At 69.1% G+C, this 18,276-nt stretch carries 5 protein-coding genes; 4 read left to right on the top strand and 1 reads right to left on the bottom strand.

Translation table 11 applies throughout. The annotated features are described in order from the left end of the window. The first annotated feature begins 27 nt into the window (after positions 1-27). From ACFPFQ_RS36870 to ACFPFQ_RS36855, 4 genes are read left to right on the top strand one after another with little or no spacing between them, the layout of a single operon-like run. On the top strand, positions 28-2,880 hold the full coding sequence (locus ACFPFQ_RS36870) for an SNF2-related protein (protein WP_379627392.1): 2,853 nt from the start codon (positions 28-30) through the stop codon (positions 2,878-2,880). Continuing rightward, a complete protein-coding gene (locus ACFPFQ_RS36865) occupies positions 2,877-8,144 on the top strand; it encodes a class I SAM-dependent DNA methyltransferase (protein ID WP_379627390.1) in 5,268 nt (1,755 codons plus the stop codon). The genes ACFPFQ_RS36870 and ACFPFQ_RS36865 overlap by 4 nt, the downstream gene beginning before the upstream one ends. Next, the gene (locus tag ACFPFQ_RS36860; protein ID WP_379627388.1) at positions 8,141-14,752 is read left to right on the top strand and encodes a DEAD/DEAH box helicase; all 6,612 of its coding nucleotides are present in this window, start codon (positions 8,141-8,143) and stop codon (positions 14,750-14,752) included. The genes ACFPFQ_RS36865 and ACFPFQ_RS36860 overlap by 4 nt, the downstream gene beginning before the upstream one ends. Continuing rightward, positions 14,749-17,025 (top strand): UvrD-helicase domain-containing protein, encoded by a 2,277-nt coding sequence (locus ACFPFQ_RS36855; protein ID WP_379627386.1) that lies wholly within the window; start codon positions 14,749-14,751, stop codon positions 17,023-17,025. Before ACFPFQ_RS36860 ends, ACFPFQ_RS36855 begins: the two co-directional genes overlap by 4 nt. Here the strand turns inward: ACFPFQ_RS36855 and ACFPFQ_RS36850 are convergent. Next, positions 16,983-17,369, bottom strand: a complete 387-nt coding sequence (locus ACFPFQ_RS36850; protein ID WP_379627384.1) for an SDR family oxidoreductase — start codon at positions 17,367-17,369, stop codon at positions 16,983-16,985. The genes ACFPFQ_RS36855 and ACFPFQ_RS36850 overlap by 43 nt on opposite strands. Between the last annotated feature and the right edge of the window lie 907 nt (positions 17,370-18,276).

The following is an 18,276-nucleotide window of genomic DNA, read 5'->3' as shown; positions in this document are numbered from 1 at the left end:
GCCCAGATTCGACGAATGGAGCATCACGTGAGTGGGGGGACGGACGGGGGCGCGACGCCGGAGGCCACGACCGGGTTCGCTCCCGGCGCCCAGGTCCGGGTCCGCGACGAGCAGTGGCTGGTCAAGAAGGTCGTCGCCACGCGGTACGACGGGTGGATGCTGGAGGTCTATGGTGTCTCGTCGTTCGTCCGCGACACCGAAGCGGTCTTCTACACGAAGATCGACCACGTCGAGGTGCTCGACCCGAGCCGCACCCGCCTCGTCGGCGACGACTCCGCCCACCACCGCCGCGCGCGCCTCTACCTCGAAGCCGTGATCCGCAAGACCGCCCTTCCCCAGACCGAGCACGGCCTAGCGCTGTCGGAAAGCTTCCTGATGGACAGCCAGACCCATCAGCTCCGCCCGGCGGAGCTCGCCCTCTCGATGCGCAATCCGCAGCCCCGCATCCTCATCGCCGACGTGGTCGGGCTGGGCAAGACCCTCGAGATCGGGTTGTTGTTGGCCGAGCTGATCCGGCGCGGTCGCGGGGAGCGCATTCTCGTGGTCTCCCCCGCGCATGTGCTGGAGCAGTTCCAGCGCGAACTGTGGACGAGGTTCTCCATCCCCCTGGTGCGCCTTGACTCCACCGGCATCCAGCGCCTGCAGCAGGAGATCCCCGCCGGCCGCAACCCCTTCGCCTACTTCAAGCGGGCGATCATCTCCGTGGACACGCTCAAGAGCGAGACCTACGCCCACCATCTCGGCAGCACGGACTGGGACGCCGTCGTCATCGACGAGTCGCACAACCTCGTGAACGCCGGCACCCGCAACAACACGCTCGCCCGGACGCTGGCCCGTCACACCGACGCCCTGATCCTCGCCTCCGCCACCCCGCACAACGGGGACGCGGAGTCGTTCGCCGAGCTGATCACGATGCTCGACGAGGCGGCGATCGCGGATCCGAAGCAGTACGACGTGAAGAATTTGGAGCATTTGTACATCCGGCGGACCAAGACCTCGCCGGAGGTGCGCGACTCGCTCAAGGGGTCATGGGCCGATCGTGGCCCGTCGCTGCCAGTGCCGGCCGCGGCGTCGGCCGCCGAGCGCGCGGTTCTGCAGGAGCTCGCCACCCGCTGGATCACGCCGGAGAAGTCGGTCAACGACCGCGCGCTGTTCTCGTGGACGCTGTTCAAGTCGTTCCTGTCCTCGCACAAGGCGCTACTGGCGACGATCGCCACACGGCTCACCACCACCGAGAAGGCCGGGCCGAGCCGCGAGCGGGCCGCCCTGACCGACCTCCAGACCCTCGCGCAACGGATCGACGGTTCGGCCAAGCTAGAAGCCCTCGTGGAGGTTCTCCAGAAGCTGGGGGTGGGGCCGGACTCGGATACCCGGGTGGTGGTGTTTTCCGAGCGCATCCCCACGCTGACGTGGCTCGCGGATGTGGTGCCGCAACGGTTGGGCTTCCCGGCGAAGGCCGCGATCGACGAGAAGAAGCCGTGGAAGCAGTACGGCGGCGCCGTCGAGCTCATGCACGGCGACGCCACCACCGTCGACGACCAGAAGAAGACGATCAGCGACTTCGGCCTGCGCGAGCACCCCATCCGCATCCTGTTCACCGGCGATGTCGCGTCCGAGGGCGTCAACCTGCACAACCAGTGTCACCAGCTCGTGCACTACGACCTGCCGTGGTCGCTGATACGCATCGAGCAACGCAACGGTCGCATCGACCGCTACGGGCAGCACACCTCACCGGAGTTCCGCGCGATCCTGATGACCAGCGACGTCGAGATTCCCGGCCCGGACGGCGAGCCACGGCCGTTCGACGACCGTCTCGTCGGTGCGAAGCTGCTGGCCCGGGAGGAGGAGGCGCACCGCATCGAGGGCTCGGCCGAAGCCGTCACCGGTCTCTACCGGCCCAAGGAGGAGGACGGCCGCCTCACCCGCGACCTGATCATCGGACGCACGGTGGAGGCGTCCCTGGACCGCACACCCGGATCCGGGCTGCTGGCCGACCTGCTGGGCACCGTCAGCGCCGGGCCGGTCGATGCCGACGTGGCCATGGCCGACGTGCCGTCGCTGTTCGACTCCACCGCCGAGTACTTCGACGAGGCCCTGCGCCAGATCTGCCCGACCGGCCCCGAGGACGAGCTGTCGCTGCGCCGCGACGACGACGGCACCATCGCCTTCGTCCCGCCGCCCGACCTGGCCTACCGCTTCCGGTCGCTGCCGCGCTCCTACCTGCAGGAGCAGGGCATCCTGAGGCGACTGGTGATGACGTTCTCGAAGCAACTGGCCGACAAGCGGCTGCAGGCCGCTCGCGACTCTTCGAAGACACAGTGGCCCAACGTCTGCTACGTCTCCCCCGTGCATCCGGTGCTCGACTGGATCACCGACAAGGCGCTCGCCTCGATCCGTCACGACGAGGCGTTCGTGCTGGCCGCCGACGTCGACGCCCCGGTGTTTCTCGTGCAGGGCATCTGTTCCAACGCGGTGGGACGCCCGACCGTCGTCGAGTGGATGGCCGTGCGCGGGCTGCCGGACCACCCGCAGGTCGAGCCGATGGACGCGGCGTTCCTGCGTCGCTGCGGGATGGACCCGGAGATGCCCGGACGCGCTCGACCCCACGCCGCCGAAATTCTCCAAAGGCTTGTGCCACGCGCGATCGAGGTGGCCCGACAACATCTGGCCGAGCAGGAGGGTGAGTACGCCGCGCGCGTCGAGCAGGTGCTGAAGCCCTACGAGGAGCGGGTGCAGGTGTGGCGGCAGGCGGCACTGTTCGGGGCCGACGCCGAGACGGTCAACCGCACGGCCGAGCGGCGCCATGCCCTCGTCGAATCACTGCGCACGTCCGGCGCCCCCATGCTCCGGCTGCTGGCCGTACTGGAGCCCCTCCGATGAGCGCCGAGTTCGACTCGTTCACCAACCGCGGTGAGTACCTGGCCGCGCACTACTTCGCCGAGCAGATGCGCACCGACCTGGCGAAGGGCCTGTTCGACACCTGGGCCATGCGCGAGGGCGACGACCGGCACATGGCCGAGACGCCCCGGGAGAGCGTGCGCAAACTGCGTGGCGAGTACCTCAAGTCGGAAGTCCGCACGTTCTTCGCGGAGTCCACGGCGCGTGATGCCGACGCCGGGGACGACGCACGCGTCCACACCCACGGCACGCCGGGCTGGATCAAGACGCTGACGGAGTGGCATCGCCGCGTGCTCCGCGCGCTGGGTTTCGCCGACGGTTCCCAGCAGCTGTCGGTGCACCGCGCGGGTCGCGAACACCTCGTCGAGGTCGCGTGGCACGGCGAGGGCATCGTGGCGCTCGACTGCGGATGGGCGTCACTCACCGACTCGGTGCTCGACGCGGGCGGCCCGGGGAGGCTGCTGCACCCGCTGCGGGTGAGCGCGAGCGAGTCGTACGAGACGGGCGCGGCGCTGGCGAGCTGGCTGTTCGGGAGCGAGCTCGGTGCGCCCGGCGGCGACCCACCGCGCTTCGTGCTGCTGCTGTGCGGCGGGGTGGTAATGCTCGCCGACCGCCAGTCCTGGGCCGAGGGCCGTTTCCTCGCCGCCAACCTTGACACCGCCCTGGAACGCAACGACCGCAGGCAGCTCGGCGAGCTGGCCACGATCGCCGCGCTGTTCAGCCACGACCTGCTGGCGCCGCGCAAGGACGGCAAGGGCCCGCTGATCGACACATTGCTGCACGCGTCGACCAACAACGCCGTGGGCGTGACCGGCGAGCTACGTGACGGCCTGCAACGCTCGGTAGAGATCATCGCGAACGAGGTATTGGCCCGGCTCGACGCCGCCGGTGTGGAGCCGGCCGCGATCGAGAACCGGCGGATGCCGTTCGCCCGCGAGCTGACCCGCGAGACGCTACGCTACCTCTATCGCGTGCTGTTTCTCCTTTACGCCGAGGCCCGCCCCGAGCTGGGGATCTTGCCCTCCGACGATGCCTCTTACGAGGCCGGCTACTCGGTCGCCCGCCTACGTGACCTGGTGGAGCGCGACGAACAGCTCGTCGAGGAGGAGGCCCGCAACGGGTTCCACCTGTTCGAGTCCCTCAATCTGCTGTTCCGGAAGGTCAACGAGGGTCACCGGTACCTGGACGACGGCTCCGAGGACGACGCCCTCCCCGGCGAGGACCGCGGCCTTCGCTTCGAGCCGCTGCGCAGCGAGCTGTTCGAGCCGAAGTCGATCCGGCTGATCGGCACCGGTGTCGACGTCGGTGACCACCCGCTCGACCTGCGGCTGCGCAACGCTGCGCTGCACGAGGTGCTGCGCCTGCTGACGAAGAAGAAGGGGGCGCGGCGCAGCGAGCGCGGCGGATTCATCTCCTACCGCAACCTGGGTATCAACCAGCTCGGTGCGGTGTACGAGGGCCTTATGTCCTACACCGGTATCATCGCCGCCGAGGAGTTGTGCGAAGTCGCGAAGCGCGGCGAGCCGGAGAAGGGCTCGTGGCTGATCCCCGCGCACCGGCAGAGCGATTACCCGGAGAACACGCTGGTCACCTACAACCAGCACGACATCCAGCGCGGCCTGCGCGGGCCCAAGCGCTACCGGCCCGGCACCTTTGTATACCGCTTAGCTGGGCGGGATCGGGAGACCTCCGCGTCCTACTACACGCCCGAGTCGCTGACGAAGGTCACCGTCGAGCTCACCCTCAAGCACCGCCTCGACCAGGAGACCGGCCCGGACGGCAAGCCGGTCCGGACCCGCGCGGCGGAGCTGCTGCACTACACGATCTGCGAGCCGGCGCTGGGCTCCGGGGCGTTCCTCAACGAGGCGATCAACCAGGTGGCCGAGGAGTATCTGCGCCGACGCCAGGACGAGCTCGGCATCTCCATCACCGCGGCCGACGCGTTGACGGAGAAGCAGCGGGTGAAGGCCTACATCGCCCTGCATAACGCGTACGGCGTGGACCTCAACGCCACCGGCGTCGAGCTGGCGGAGGTCTCGCTGTGGCTCAACACCATGCACCCCGGCATGCAGGCCCCGTGGTTCGGGCTGCACCTGCGGCGCGGTAACTCATTGATCGGCGGCCGGCGCGCCGTGTACTCGGGCAAGGACCTCCTTCCGCCGGCGAAGGAGTGGCTGAAGGCGAAAGGCGGCCTCGCCCCGACCCCGTTGCCGTTCCCGACGGCGCTCCCGGACGGCGCGGTGCACCAGTTCCTGCTTCCCAGCCCCGGCTGGGCCGCCGTGGCCGGGTCCGCGGAGGCCAAGAAGCTCGCAGAGGTACCGGTCAAGGCGCTCGCCTCATGGAAGAAGGGCTTCCTGCAGCGCCCGACGAAGAAGCAGTACGACCGACTGAGGGGCGCCGCGCGGCGCGTCGAGTACCTGTGGAAGCTCGTGGCCCGACGCATGGAGATCTCCGAAGGCGCGATCGCCCGGCGCATCCCGGTCTGGGGTGCTGACCCCGCCGACCCCGAGTTCGCCTTCCTGCAGCGGTCGCAGGAGCCGGTAGCCAAGGAGCAGGTGTTCGCCGATCTCTTCCACGCCGTAGACGCTCCCTACTGGCGGCTCAAGAAGGTGATGGACGCCTGGTGCGCGCTGTGGTTCTGGCCGGTCGGGAGCACCGGCCTGCTCGACGGAACCGACTCCGCTTACACCGACCGCCCCATCGAGCAGAGCCCCGCCGCCCTGCGTGCGCTCCTCACCCAGGCGGCGCCGGAGCAGGAGATCGTGCACGAGGTGCCCGCGCTGTTCACGGTGACCGGCGAGCAGCTCAGCCTGGCCGACGCCCAGCACGTCGTGGTCGAGACCGAGCGCGCACGCCCGCTCTCGAAGCCGAAGAAGGTCCGGCCGGTCCGCCGTGCGGTGATCCCGCTGGTCGAACTGGACGACTGGCTCGACTTCCTGGAGTCGATGCTCGGCACCGACGACGTGCCTGGGAAGGACAGCCTGATCGACCAATTCGAGACCCTGGACCAGCTCACAGACTACGAGGACCAGCTCCCCGGCTGGATGGGCATGGACGTCGGAGACCCGGAACAGCGCTTCCCGTGGCTGCACGAGGTGCGCGAGATCGCTGACGCTCAAGGCTTCCTGCACTGGGAGTTGGAGTTCGCCCGTGTCTTCACCGAGTCCGGAGGCTTCGACCTGCAGGTGGGCAACCCGCCCTGGGTGCGGCCGCGCTGGAACGAGGACGCAGTCCTCGCCGAACACGAGCCGTGGTTCGAACTGGAGGACAAGGCCTCCACCACCAACAAGGTCCAGCGACGTGAGGAACTGTTGGCTTCACCCGCGGTGCTCGCCTACGTCCTCGGGGAACAGACGAGCACGAGCGCACAGGTCGCGCTCCTCGGATCGCCGCAGATCTACCCGCTGCTAGCCGGCACCCAACCTGACCTATACCGGGCGTTCATGTGCCAGACGTGGGACCATTCCGCTTCTGTCGGCACAGTCGGGCTCGTCCACCCCGACACCCACTTCACCGGCGACAAGGAAGGCCGGCTTCGGGCCGCGGCCTACCGACGACTCCGAATCCATGGGGACTTCGTCAACTCCGGGCAACGCTTCTTCCCCGAGCCAGTCGGACACACTGCACACTTCGGTGTGCACATCTACAAACAGCCGTCCGATATCGACTTCGAACACCTATCGTGGCTCGTCTCCGTCGACGCTTTTCGCTACTCAGCTGATGACGACGGATCGAGCGAGGTACCGGGGATCCGGTACCTCAACGCAGAGTTTGATGAGCGCCCCCACAAGAAGCGGGTTGTTCGAGTCAACCCGGATCTGCTTGCGGTCTGGCAGCGCCTTCTCGGCGAGACGGACGTCCCTATCGACCAGGCCCGACTGTTGTTCCCGGTCAGCACCGCCGAGGCAGCCGCCATCGAGGCTCTCGCGAACTATCCCGTGCGCTTAAGCGTTTTTGCGCCGCAAATCAGCTCCGGTTATCACGAAAGCGGAGCAAAGAAGGCTGACCTCATCGACTACAATCGCTTAGATGCGGCGAGCCGCCGCGAGTACCAGCCCGATTCGTGGCGTCGGGTAGTCCTCAAAGGCACGCAGCTCAGCGTGGCAACTCCGATATTTAAGCGACATGACGCCAACAGCAACGATCCTTACGGAACGAATCTGGCCGATCTCCCACCTGACTTTGTGCCCGACACGGAGTACGTGCGTCCACCCGATCGGTCAGCCGCCTACATCGCGGCGCAAGACCGCTGGATCGACCACCGGACCCTTGCCCGGCTACGGAACGATAAGAGAGCGCTGGTGCGCGCTCGGCAGCGGATCGCCGAAGCAGATGGCATCCCTGAATCGCAAGTCGACCCAAGCAGGATTGACGCCCTGCTCATTAATCGCGCCCGACGGCGTTACTCGAGCTTCCACCGGATTGCTTGGCGAGAAATGATCGCACCCAACACCGAACGCAGCTTCTACCCAGCTCTCCTTCCCCCAGGACCAGCCCATACCCACGGGGTCCGCAGTGCGTGGATCTCGAATAACCGGACCACCGCGTTGATGGCTGGGCTATGTGCCGGCCTGCCGATGGACTACCTGCTTCGCGCGACAGGCACGGGCCACCTCGATGTGGGGCGTGCAAACGGCCTGCCTGCAGTATCTGCAGGGCATCCATTGGAGTCGGCGCTTCTCATCCGCACCCTGCGTCTGAACTGTCTTACCACCGCCTACTCACGGCTGTGGGCCGAGCTCTACGACCACACATGGCCGGGTTACGAAGGCTGGGCCCTCGAATGGCCCGGCCTACAACCGCTCCACGATGTAGGCCCGTCCTGGCGACCCGATACGCCGCTTCGCTCCGAGCGGGCCAGGCGCTCCGCGTTGGTCGAGATCGATGCGTTGGTCGCAGTCTGGCTCGGTATGGACGCCGAGGCCCTCATCGCCGCCTACAAGGGCCGGTTCCCGGTACTCCAGAAGTACGAGGCCGTCACGTGGTTCGACGTTGACGGTTGGAAGCTCGCCGGGAACGCGCGCACCATTGGGCAGCTCCAGACCAAGCAGTCATGGGCGCAGTTCCAGGCCCACCTTGCGGACCCCAACTCCGCTTCCCCGCCTGAGGGCTACACCGCTCCCTTCCACAAGGCCGACCGCGAGCGGGAGATGCGGGAGGCGCACGCCGTCTTCCAGGCCCGGCTCGACGCCGCCGTCGCCCGCGGTGAGTGGGACCCGATTACGCAGGAGGTGCCCCACCCGTGAGACCGACGCTCGAAGCCCGGGGGCTGAAGGAGAGCCTGTTGCAGTACCTCTCCACCACATACGCCCTGTCCGACGAGGGCGCGCGGGAGTCGCTGCACCGCTTCCTGGGCAACGAGGACGCCGGCATGTTCCGGGGCCCGTTCTTGCGCATCCGCACCCCGTTCACCGCGGACGACGAGAGCTGGCGGGAGCTGCTGGACTGGCGGCGCGACGGCTTCGCGCCCTACGCCCACCAGGCCGCGGCGTTCGCGCGTCTGAGCTCCGCGGGCGGACGTACTCCGCAGCCCACGCTCGTTACCACCGGCACCGGGTCGGGCAAGACCGAGGCGTTCCTCTACCCCGTGCTCGACCACTGCGCGCGGGAACGGGCCGCTGGGCACCAGGGCGTGAAGGCGGTGTTCCTCTACCCGATGAACGCGCTGGCCACCGACCAGGCGCAGCGCATCAACGGCCTGCTCGTCGGGGAACCCGCGCTGCAGCGTCTACAGGGTGGGCTCTACATCGGTGACCGGGCCGCCACCCGCTACGAGAAAGTGTTCACCGACCGCTCCGATATGCGGGTCACCCCACCCGACATCCTGATCACCAACTATAAGATGCTCGACCTCCTGTTGCAGCGCTCGGCCGATCGCGAGCTGTGGGCCGACGCCAACATCCGCTACATCGTCGTCGACGAGTTCCACACCTACGACGGCGCGCAGGGCACCGACGTGGCGATGCTGCTGCGCCGCCTCGCCGCCGCGGTCGGCACGCCCGAGGAGGGTCGGCCGCTGGGCCCGATGTGCCCGGTCGCCACCTCGGCCACCCTGGGCTCAGGCACCGACTCCGACGGCCGGCGCAGCCTGCTCGAGGTGGCCACCGACGTCTTCGGCACCCCGTTCACCGACGATGCGGTGATCGGTGAGAACCGGCAGTCCGTGGAGGAGTTCCTGCCGCCCACGGCGTGGAATCCGATGCTGCCGGTGCCGTCTCCCGACCAGCTCGCCGCGCTGCCCGATCCCACGACAGACGCCGGGGCACTGGCCGACCTCGTCGAGGCCGTCACCGGCACGCGCGATCCTGACCCGTTCGTCCTGGCGGAGAACCTGGCCCGGCACTCGCTCACCTACGCGGTGATGAAGGCGCTCGATGGTCGAGTCCGCACGAGCGGCGAGGTCCTCGATCTGCTGTGGCGCTCCGGCGCACCGACCTGGGCGCAGACGATCACGCATCAGCCCGAGGTGGCGGCCGTCGCGCTCGCCCGGGTCGTCGCGTTGCTGTCGATCGCGCGCGTGCCCGGGGCGACCGGCGGTCTGCCGAGCCCATTCGTGCACGTCGAGGTGCACCAGTGGGCGCGGTCGGTCTCCCGGCTGGTCCGCGGCGTGCTGCCGTGGCCGCGCGCGGAGTTCCGCTGGGACACCCCGGGCGTCACCGACGGGTCGGGCGCCTTCCACGCCCGCAACGCGCCGCTGACCGTCGTGACGTCCGGCCAGAGCGCCAACCTGTTCCTGCCCGCGGTGTATTGCCGCGACTGCGGTCGCTCGGGGTGGGCAGTGTTCTCCCCGGAGAGCGACGACCAGGCCGTGCAGTTCGAGACCCACCGCATCCGGCGGGCGTCGACGAGCCAGGACAAGGTGCGCGTCCGCAACCTCATCGCGGCCACCGACCGCGAGGCCCGCGAGGGCTCTGGCGTCGCGCCGATGGCCGTCGCCGGGGCAGCGCTCGGCCACACGGGCGGCGGCGTGCTGATGGTGCTCGACGGCCCCGACTACCGGCTGCGGCTCCCTAACCCGCGTGGAGACTACGACACTGAGACCCACGAGCCCCGCCTCACCGCGCGCGACGCCGCGTTCGTGTTGGCCACCCTGGGCGACAACGCCAACACCGCGGCGGCCGAGGACTGGTGCCCGGCGTGCGGGGAACGCAACGCCATCCGCTACCTCGGCACCGGCGCCGCCGCCATGGCCTCGGCGTCGATCACACAGCTGTTCACCGGCGGCGAGCTGGACGAGGACATCGACGAGGACAAGACGTTGATGTTCAACGACTCGGTGCAGGACGCTGCGCACCGGGCCGGGTTCGTCGCCAGCCGCTCGTACACGTTCTCACTGCGCGCGCTGCTCACCAACCACCTCGTCGAGGACGGCCCCACCGCACTCAACGATTTGATCGCCGACGTCGTCGCGGCCACGACCGACCCGCGCACGCTGGCGGCAGTGGTACCGGCCGATCTGCACGACCACCGCGGTGTCCCCCGCTTGCTCTCGGGCGACAAGCGCGGCGATTCACTCAAGACCTGGCAGCTCATCGGGGAGCGGCTCGCGTTCGAGACGCTGATGGAGTTCGGGTTCCGCTCCCGCAACGGGCGCACCCTCGAGCTGACCCGCACGGCGGCCGCGCAGGTGCGCATCCCCGATCCCGACGCCGCGATCGCGATCGTCCGGTCCGTGCACCTGGAGCTCAGCGGCGTCGCACCCGCAGCCCAGGACGACGCGCGCTACCTCGCGTTCCTCCGCGTCCTGTTGGAGCGGCTGCGCACCCGCGGCGCGCTGAACCACCGGTGGCTCAGCGGCTACCTCACCGAGGCCGGGACCAGCCGCTACCAGATATGGGGCGGCCGACCGCTGGGCATGAAGGCCTTCCCCAAGGGGGTGGGCGCGCCGCGGTTCCTGCTGGCCCAGCCGAAGAAGGGCAGCGAGTTCGACGTCGCCGCCGGCCGGTTGACCTGGTACGAGCGGTGGGCGCAGCGCTGCCTGGCGATCACCCGCGAGCAGTCCCCGGAGCTGTGGAACCGGCTGCTGCCCGAACTGGCGGCGGCGGGACTCGTGGCCACCCGCACCCCCAACGACACCTCTGTGCGGATCTACGGCCTGCAACCAGGCCACGTCGACGTCAGGTTGCTCACCGACGAGGGCGTGAACGCGGCGTTCGTGCGCTGTCCGGTGTGCGCGTGGGAACAGACGGTGCACCCGGACCTGCACGCGCAGTGGCACGGCCAGCCCTGCCCGTCCTACCGCTGCCACACCGGCCGGCTGGTGGCGGGAACGCGTCCCGCGGCTCTCGGGATGCACCACCGCGACCGCGACTACCGCTCCGACTACTACCGGCGCCTCTACCGCCGAGCGGGGACCTACCAGATCGTCACCGCCGAACACACCGGACTTCTGACCCGCCCGCAGCGCGAACGGGTGGAGGCGGCGTTCAAGGACGGCAAGGGATTCAGCGACCCCAACGTCCTGTCGTGCACCCCGACGCTGGAGATGGGCATCGACATCGGCGACCTGTCAGCCGTGGTGCTGGCCGCCCTGCCCCGGCGGCCCGCCAACTACGCGCAGCAGGTCGGCCGGGCCGGGCGGCGCACCGGCAACGCGTTCCTGCTCACCATCCCCGACCGCAGCCGCCGCGACCAGTACTTCCTCGACGAGCCGCTCGAGATGATCGCCGGGCTGATCGTGCCGCCGGGCTGCTACCTGTCGGCCGTGGAGATCCTGCGCCGCCAGTACCTCGCGCACCTGCTCGACCTCGCAGCCGGCGGTCGCCTCATCCGACCGGACGGGCGTCCACTCGCTGCGCTCCCCCCCAAGGCCCCCGCCCTGTTCGGCCCGTCCGGCTACCTGGCCGACCTCGTGGACGCCGCCATCGCGGACGGAGAAGCGCTGGTCACGGCATTTCTGGCCCTGTTCCCGACCGGCGTCAACCCCTCGGCTGCCGACGACCTGCGCGACTACGCGACGAGCGGCCTGCGCGGCGCCGTCGAGGACGCGGAGCAGGCTTGGCGACACATCGAGGACGGCCTGCGGGCCCGTCTCCGGCTGGTCGACGACGCGCACGGCGAGCTGCACGACTCCGATCCGGATCAGGCGCGGCAGAAGGCCGAGCTGGACGCCGAGCGGCGCACCGTCGGCAAGCGGCTGGGCCGCCACGGCGACACCGACGCCCAGAGCGCGCTGTGCGATCTCGGGCTGCTGCCCAACTACGCACTCAGCGACGCGGCGACCACCCTCAACGCCACCCTCTACTGGTCCGACGGTCCCGACCCCGCCAGCGGCCGGGAGCGCTTCACCTCGAAGCTGTTCGCCTACGACAGGCCCCAGCGCTACGCGCTCTCCGAACTAGCGCCGGGCAACACGTTCTACGTCAACGGGTTCAAGCACGAGATCACCGGCATGGAGATCGGCACCGCCGACAGGCCGGAATGGCGCCACTGGCGGTTCTGCCCGGACTGCGGCCACGTCCGCACCGAGAACGCCCGCGAGGACCGCACCGCGTGCCCGCGATGCGGCAGCTCCCGCATCGCCGACGACGGGTCGTGCCTGCACCAGGTGGTGGAGCCCACCGTCGCCACCTCCCGCGGCAAGCGCGAGGACGCCCGTATCGGCGACGAGCGCGATGACCGTGACCAGCGCTTCTACACCGTGATCGACGCCGTCGACATCCCGCTGGAGCAGATCGAGAAGGGCTCCTGGCGGCACACCACGGCCACGTTCGGCGTCGACTTCTGCCGCAGCGCGGTGATCCGACGCATCAACGTCGGGCAGACCCGCTTTGACCAGAAACCGCAGGACGCCCTCGCCGGACAGACAGTTCGGCTGAGCCCGTTCCACGTCTGCACGAGCTGCGGCGCGGCCACCGCCGACGGAAAGCCGGTGTTCGACCACGACACCGACGCCGTCGACTCCTCCGCCGCCCGCAACCCGACGACAAAACACCACCAGCCCTGGTGCCCGCTGCGGCGCGGAGCCAAAGCCGACACGGTGGTGCAGGAGCCGGTGCTGCTCGCCCATCAGCTCCGCACCGAGGCGCTGCGTGTGTTGCTGCCCGCCGCCACGGTCCTCGTCGACGAGAAGATCCACTCGTTTCGGGCGGCGCTGCGCCTCGGCGTCGACCGGCACTTCGGCGGCGATCCACAGCACCTCGACACCACGCTGGCGTCCATGCCGGACAAGGCGACCGGCGCGAAACGGCACTTCCTGGTGCTGTTCGACCGGCTCCCCGGCGGCACCGGGTACCTGCACCGGCTCGTGCAGCCCGACGCATTCCGCGACACGCTCGTCGAAGCCCGCCGGGTACTGCTCGCCTGCCCGTGCCAGGGCGAAGGCCGACGCGCCTGCCACCGCTGCCTGCACCGGCACACCGAGGAACGCCACCAGGACATCGTGTCCCGCCGGGAAGCCCTCGACATCCTCGGCGACCTGCTGGGCCCGGTCGACGAGAACGGCGACTCCCTCAGCGACGGTTGGGCCACCACCACGCTCGACCACACCGGCCTGATCGGCCTCGACAAGCAGGTCGAGTCCGACCTGGAGGCCCGGTTCCTCGCCGCCCTGCGCGACCGGATCGCCACCGACGACGACGCCGTACTCGACGAGGACAGCGCGTCGAGCGGCTACCTGCGTTTCACCGACCCCGACGGGGTGGTGCGCTGGCGGCTCACCGCCCAGCAGGACCTCGGCCACACCGTCACCGACTTCACGTTCCAGCGCGTCGACGGGCCGCCCGCCACCGTCACCGTCTACCTCGACGGCCGCCGGAACCACGCCTCGCGCGACCGCAACCGGATCGCCGAAGACGCCGAGAAACGCACCCGGCTACGCGCCGAAGGGCGCACCGTCTTTCAGCTCACCTGGGACGACATCGACCTGTTCGAGAAACGCACCACCCGCGCCGAGCCGGTGTGGCCGCCCTACCTCGGGCTCGCCCAGCAGCGGGCCAAGGAGACCTACGAACAGTTCGGCGGCTCCCGCGCCCACCTGGCCGACGCCGTTTTCGTCAACCCGATGGACACCCTGCTCGCCTACCTGCGCGAACCGGACCCCACGGTCTGGGCGAGGCGTGCGTCCGCCGCGGTGGCCGGGCTGACCGTCGGCGCCTCGGTCGTCGCGTCCGGGGTCGACCGGACCGGCGCGGGCACGGCCCTGCGCGCCGCACTGGCCGGGCACCCGGCGCCCGTCGGTGGCCCCGGACCGATCCACGTCCTGCGCACCGTCGACGGGTCGGGGCTCCCGCTGGTGCACGCGATCGACGCAACCACTCCCGAGCACCTGACCTGGACGGCGATCGCGGTCCTCGACGACGGTGACGCCGTCCTGGACACCGACGCGCACGCGCAGGCCTGGCGGGCGTGGTTGTACTGGTCGAACCTGCTGCAGTTCCTCGACCACGCCGGCGGCGGCGGGGTGCAGCTGGCCACGAGCCGCGCCGCCCAGTTCGCCGTCGAGACATTGGCGGTCTGCCGCGGAGCGACCGCCTCCAATGTCGTGGATCCGGCAGTGGCACCCGCACCCGCCGAGAACCGCGACGCGGCGTGGGACGAGGACATCCTGCCGCTGCTCGACGACGATGAGGAGTCGATGATCCGACTCGCACGGGTGCTCGCCGAACACGGCAAGCGTGCCCCCGTGTTCGGCCACGAACTCGGAGAGAACCGTTGGCTGGTCGACTTCGGGTGGCCTGCGGAAAATCTCCGGATCGGGGCGCGGAACAGCAACGGCGCGCACGACGAGGAGGCGCTGCGACGCGACGCGGCCTACCGCGCGGCGGGCTGGACCATCCGCAGCGCCACCGAATGGCTCGACCATCTCGATGCATTGCTCGAACGGCTTCCCGACGCAGAAAGTGGTGCCCGATGACCGCCCGGCTGAGCCTCCACCACAAGGCCGAAGCGGAGATCTACAAGCTCGAACGCTCGGTCAAGGGCGCCTTCTACGACTTCTGCCACGACTTCCGGAACAACCCGGACCACCCCGGCCTGGACCTCAAGCCACTCAAGGGCAACCGAGATATCTTCCGGGCCAAGGTCAATTCTTCGTTCCGCGCGTTGCTCGTGCGCGCTGGCGTCGACGCCAGCGGCACGCAGAGCTGGCTGGTGATCGCCGTACGGGACCGCAAGAACGTCTACGAGGAGCTGACGGTCGCGGTCAACCGGGTCACCGGCGAGATCGAGTTCGTAGATCTCGCGGTGGTCGGGGACAGCGTCCTGCGCCGCGCCGGGGTCACCCTCACCCCCACCGAACCGGAGACCGTCGAGACCCCGACCCAGCACGTGCCGCCGGCCGAGCCCGTCGTGCCGTTGCTCGCCGGCGTCACCGCCGACGAGCTGCGCGGGCTCGGGGTGGCCGAGCCACTGGTCGAGCTCGCGCTGACCGTCGCCGACAGCACCGAGCTCGATCAGCTCGTCGCCGACGCCCCGCTGCTCAGCAAGGACGTCCTCTACGGGATTGCCGCCGGCATGAGCGTCGAGGAGGTCCGGACTGAGATCACCGCTCCCGTCGCGGTGGAGCTCGCCGACGCCACAGATCTGACCGCAGCCATGGCGCGCACCACCGTGATGACAGTGGACGACGACATCCGGGCGGTCATCGAAGGCGGCGACTTCGGTGCCTGGAAGATCTTCTTGCACCCCACCCAGTCCACGCTCGTCAAGCGCCGCTACAACGGGCCCGCACGGGTATCCGGTGGCCCCGGCACCGGCAAGACCATCGTGGCGCTCTACCGCGTCAAGCACCTTGTCGAACAGCTGGAACCGGGCAGCACGAAGCCGATTCTGCTCACGACGTTCACCAAGAACCTCACCACCGACCTGCGTGCCCGGCTATCGCTCCTCCTTGAACCCGACCAGCTCGCACGCGTCGACATCGCGCACATCGACCAGCTCGCCGCGCGGGTACTCAGCGAGAACGGCGGCCCCGGATCGCGCAGGCGCCGGATCGACGACGTCCAGGCCCTCGGCATCCTGCGCCAGGTGCTGGCCGAGATCGGCGACCAGCGCTGGACCGCCGAGTTCCTCCTCGAGGAATGGGACCAGGTCGTCCTCGGCCAGTCACTCGGCAGCCGCAAGGACTACTTCGACGCCCGCCGAGCCGGCCGCGGCAGATCCCTCACCCGCCCCGAACGCAATCAGGTGTGGAAGCTGCTGGAGCAGTTGACGGCCCGCCTCGACCGCGACGGCGTCGAGACATGGGGACAGGCCTCCGAGCGGGCCGCCCGCTACGAAGCGGCACGCGCCGCCATGATCACCGAGAACGGTGAACACAATGGCGAGAGCTCCGGCACCCGCTACCGGCGCCACCGCTACCTCCATGTCGTCGTCGACGAAGCCCAGGACCTCAGTGCCGCCCACTGGACCATGCTCCGCGCCATGGTCCCCCCCTCCCCCGACGACATGTTCATCACCGGCGACACACACCAACGCATCTACGACAACCGCGTCACCCTCGGCACCGTCGGCATCCACATCCGCGGCCGATCCTCCCGGCTGACCCTCAGCTACCGCACCACGAGGGAGATCCTCGCCCGGGCCATCGGCATCGTCGCCCCCGGCACCGTCGCCTATGACGACCTCGACGACGGCACCGACACCCTCAACGGCTACCGATCCGTGCTGCGAGGCCCGGCCCCCGAACTCGTTGGCTACGAATCGTGGTCCGACGAACTCGACGCCCTCGTCGCCGTCATCGCCGCGTGGCGGGAAGACATCGCCACCGGCGGCGACCAGGTCCGCCGCGACCCACGCGGCAACATCGCCATCTGCGTCGCCGAGCGGGACAAGGTGACCGAGGTCGCGGGCCGTCTCACCGCCCACGGGATCACTTCAGCAGAACTCACCAAGGAAGGCCCCCAGGGAGACGGCGACATCCACATCGGCACCATGCACCGGTTCAAGGGCCTGGAGTACCAACGCCTCGCGATCGTCGGCGCATCAGCCGGCGTCATCCCCCGCGCAGCGGCGATCGAGCGCTTCCGCGTGGAGGACCCGCAGCTCTACCTGCGCGAGGAGCGCAAAGCCCGCTCTCTGCTCTTCGTCGCCGCCACCCGCGCCCGTGACACCCTGCGCATCAGCTGGCACGGCAAGCGGAGCCCCTACCTCTCAGGGCTGACGGGTATGAACAGGGCACTTCGATGACAGCTCGTCGTGTCGGACCGATCCGGTGAGGTGGCGGGACCGATCGGAAGCGATGAAGACCACGACGACTCCGACGCCGCCGGGCGTGGCAACCCCGAGCGTGCTCCGTTCGACGACCTTCTCGTACTCTGCCGCCGGTGCCGGTCGCTCACGGTTCGGTTGGCGTCGAACGCCGCCAACCAGGATGGTGGGCCCCGGACGATCGTCACGCAGACGCAGTTCACCCGGATCCTGGCCACAGCCAGCTCCATCGCCAGCGCCCTGGTCGCCATGATCGAGCCTCCGGAGAACGTGGCCATCGCGGTCTGACCCGGTGTCAGGGTGCGTCCACCCGTCGACGTCACGAAGACGACGCTGCCGCCTCCCCCGTTCCCGCAGGTACGTAGCCGCGGTCCGCACGACGTTCAGCTTCGCCGCGACCGCTGCTCCGACGAAGGTGGTTACCCGGGAGAGGTCGAGCTCGGGGAAAAGGCCTCGGACCGCCAGGTCCCGCGCCTCGTGGTCGTTCCCACCGGCGGAGGGCACCACGACGTCGACGGCACCGAACCGGGCCATCGTCTCGTGGACCAGTTGGTCCATGTCCTCTCGCGAGCGGACTTCCTCGAGAGTCTTTGGCCCCAGGCGAACGATCGCTTCAACTGGATCGTCCGGTATCGCTCATTCATTGCATAGACAGCGGCTTCCAGGTCGTCCGCGACGTTGGCGCTCCTCGAAGGTAGGACCTGCTCTGCGCTTAGCCCGAGCAACCTCCTACGGGCAGCCACGACGGACTCCGGAGAGCCCAACGGGAGCTCAGCCAACACGCCTCGGTCCGCATGGCCGAGGCTGTAATTCCATTTGGCCAAGATCACTACGTCTTGCAGGAAATCCCCGAGCCAGAGGCTCGGATGAGCGACCTCAAACCCAGATGACGCACTTGCCGGGGCGAAGCCTGCGTTAACAAGGTCGAGAGCTTCACAAGCTGCTGAAAGATGGCGGTGACCGTGCCAATACCGGCATTGCGGAAGGCCAGCAGATTCTCGACTGGAAGGTCTGCCAAGTCCCCCGCAACAAGCAGCTACTCACAGTAAGGGCATTCTTCGCGGGGACCGGAAGGTCGAGCACGGCGAGTACGATATCCCCGGGGAGCCCTGGGAACACCTCCCCAATCGTCGACTTTCCGAGCCGATCGATCGCCAAAGAAACGATGTTCCCGACGATGGCATCACGAGCGACCGCGTCCGTGTCGTCTATCGACAGGTACCACCAGGT

The sequence above is a fragment of the Pseudonocardia sp. GCM10023141 genome (genome assembly GCF_042653605.1).
This window is presented reverse-complemented; position numbering and strand designations above follow the sequence as displayed.

Coding starts and splice junctions, on each gene's coding strand:
- ACFPFQ_RS36865 (WP_379627390.1), top strand. CDS start 2,877: ATGAGCGCCGAGTTCGACTCGTTCACCAACCGCGGTGAGTACCTGGCC.
- ACFPFQ_RS36855 (WP_379627386.1), top strand. CDS start 14,749: ATGACCGCCCGGCTGAGCCTCCACCACAAGGCCGAAGCGGAGATCTAC.